This window comes from Rhodococcus baikonurensis, assembly GCF_040489275.1.
Classification (GTDB): domain Bacteria; phylum Actinomycetota; class Actinomycetes; order Mycobacteriales; family Mycobacteriaceae; genus Rhodococcus_F; species Rhodococcus_F baikonurensis.
This window is the reverse complement of record NZ_JBEUOQ010000063.1, coordinates 1-2,052: the sequence shown is the minus strand read 5'-3', so window position 1 is coordinate 2,052 and position 2,052 is coordinate 1. Positions and strand designations below refer to the sequence as shown.

At 65.9% G+C, this 2,052-nt stretch carries 2 protein-coding genes; both read right to left on the bottom strand.

Annotated elements, in window-relative coordinates:
- Positions 1-295, bottom strand: a 295-nt coding sequence (locus ABWI03_RS34115) for a transposase (protein ID WP_353799068.1), incomplete at its 3' end; no start/stop codon positions are given.
- A 76-nt stretch (positions 296-371) separates the two neighbouring features.
- Complete coding sequence (locus tag ABWI03_RS34110; RefSeq protein WP_350835329.1) at positions 372-1,463, bottom strand: hypothetical protein; 1,092 nt, start codon at positions 1,461-1,463, stop codon at positions 372-374.
- Positions 1,464-2,052: the final 589 nt, after the last annotated feature.

The window sequence follows — 2,052 nt, the reverse complement described above, 5'->3', positions numbered from 1 at the left end:
GCTTCACGGTGAGGTGCTCGTAGCCGGTGAGCAGCAGTTGCCGGCTGGCCCAGACTTTGTCGGTGGCGGTGCCGCGGCGGCCGTGCAGTTGCCGGGTGATCCGTTGACGGACCTGGGTGACCATGAGGTTGGCGAGGGCGACGAGATGCCACTTGTCGACTGCGATCCGCGCGTCCGGCAGGGCGGTGCGGATCCCGGATCGACAGGTACAACAGCGCCCGCCCGCACACCCGCCTCGGCAACGCCCCACCCGCCGAGTACGAGGCAGCGCACTGCGCTGAGCCCACCAAGTCATCGCGACCGGCAATGACACCTGCATAGACGTGGCATCAACGCGTAGATGTTTCAGTTTCTTCTGTGCTGGGGCTGTGTCAGGTGCTGGACCGGGTGTAGGCAGCGGCGCGCACCACATCGTCGTCCTCCAGTCCAGCTCCTAGTGCTCCGCCCACGGTGGCCAGGCTGGCGGTGAGCCAGCTGATCTTCGCGTAGTCCAAAGCGTTCACTGGGTGACCGGCGACACCGGCCAGTACCGGCTCGTCGATGAGCAGCAGCGCGCCGACCCAGGACAGGATGAATAAGCCGAGGTAGAACACCACAACCCCGATGGCCACGGTCGCGGTGGTGGCCAAATTGAACAGGATCACCTGCTCACGTTGGGCTCGCCGCCGTGGGCGCTCCCACAAGTCTGCTCCCAGGATCAGGGTGGCACTCACCGCCCCGATCGCCATCACCGCCAGCAGGACCAGGCGCACCGGCCCGTAGGCCATGGCCAGTACCCATAGGTCCGAGGCCACCAATGTCAGCATGCCGGTGGCCGCTGCCACGACCATCGCCCGGGAGAGCCGGGCCACGAAGGCCCAAGGCTGGTTGGCGCGGATCATGCCCAGCAGCAACCGCACGTTGCCGCTCAGCACTCGGGCCGTGAACTGCACGACGTTGTCGTCCGGGCGTTCGTCGAGATCGGTGGACAGCTGGTGGGCTCTTCGAGCAAGATCCCGCTGGGCGTTGAGGTCTTCGGCGTCGTAGCCCAGGAGCTGCCCGACCACGTGCACGGTGGTCTCTTGCACCTTCTGCCGCACGTGCACGGCTCCCAGGGTTGGGACGGAGACCAGTCCTACCCCGTGCACGGGGCTGAGCTGGGTGAGCACCGGACGTCGGCCGGTCTTCAGGGGGATCTCGGTGAGCACCACGGCCAAATCCCAGTTCTCCTCCAGCACGCGGTTTCGGGCCGCCTCCAGCAGGTCCAAGGTCTCGGTGGGTGGATCGACCAGCCGGTCTTCGGCCATCTTCAGTTGCCAGCGCACTCCCGGATACCGCTGCACCAAAATCTTGCGCACCGAGGTGGTGACCTCGGGGCCGAGCATCGCACTCAGGGATGGTGAGACCACCAGGCCGATGAGCAGCTCGGCATCGGAAAGGGGTTCGGCAGGATCGGGGGTGGATCGGCAACGCTTAGCAGTCATCGCTCCATGGTGAGGCAACCACGGGCCGATTGCCACTGGCTCGATGGAGCCCCGAAGGTTTCGTGCAGCACCGCGGGCCGGATTCGGTGGTCGCCTCGATCCCGGAGAGAGCGGTGCTGCTCACTGCGAAATCCTCTCCCCGCCGACGCCGCCAGCGCGAAGACATCACAGCCAGCGGGCCCGGGACCTGCCGGTGTCGAGGACGGCTTCTCGATGATGCTGCAGTGACGGATCGGTTGAAGTGCTTCGGCGGTGTGGGAGCAGTGATCAGCGTGGGGGCGGTCGATTCCGTTCGGACAGGTGATGCATCGACTGCCCAGCGGCAGGTGCGGTACTGATGCGTGGGTACCCGGTGCAGGGGTGTCAAGGCCCAGCTCCGAAGACGGCAAGCCGGGCACGTGAAAGGCGAATTATGGCCCGCCGCAACCCGAGCGGGAAGGCATGTGTGGCACGAGGCGCCGAAGACGGGCCGGGCGTTTACTGCAGAGATAAATGGCTCTCCGCATTTGAGCGGGGCGTGTGCTGATTTCATGCTGCTGGTCTCTGCCCTCGGGTGAGGGCGATGTGGACCATGATGCGCCTTCGGTAG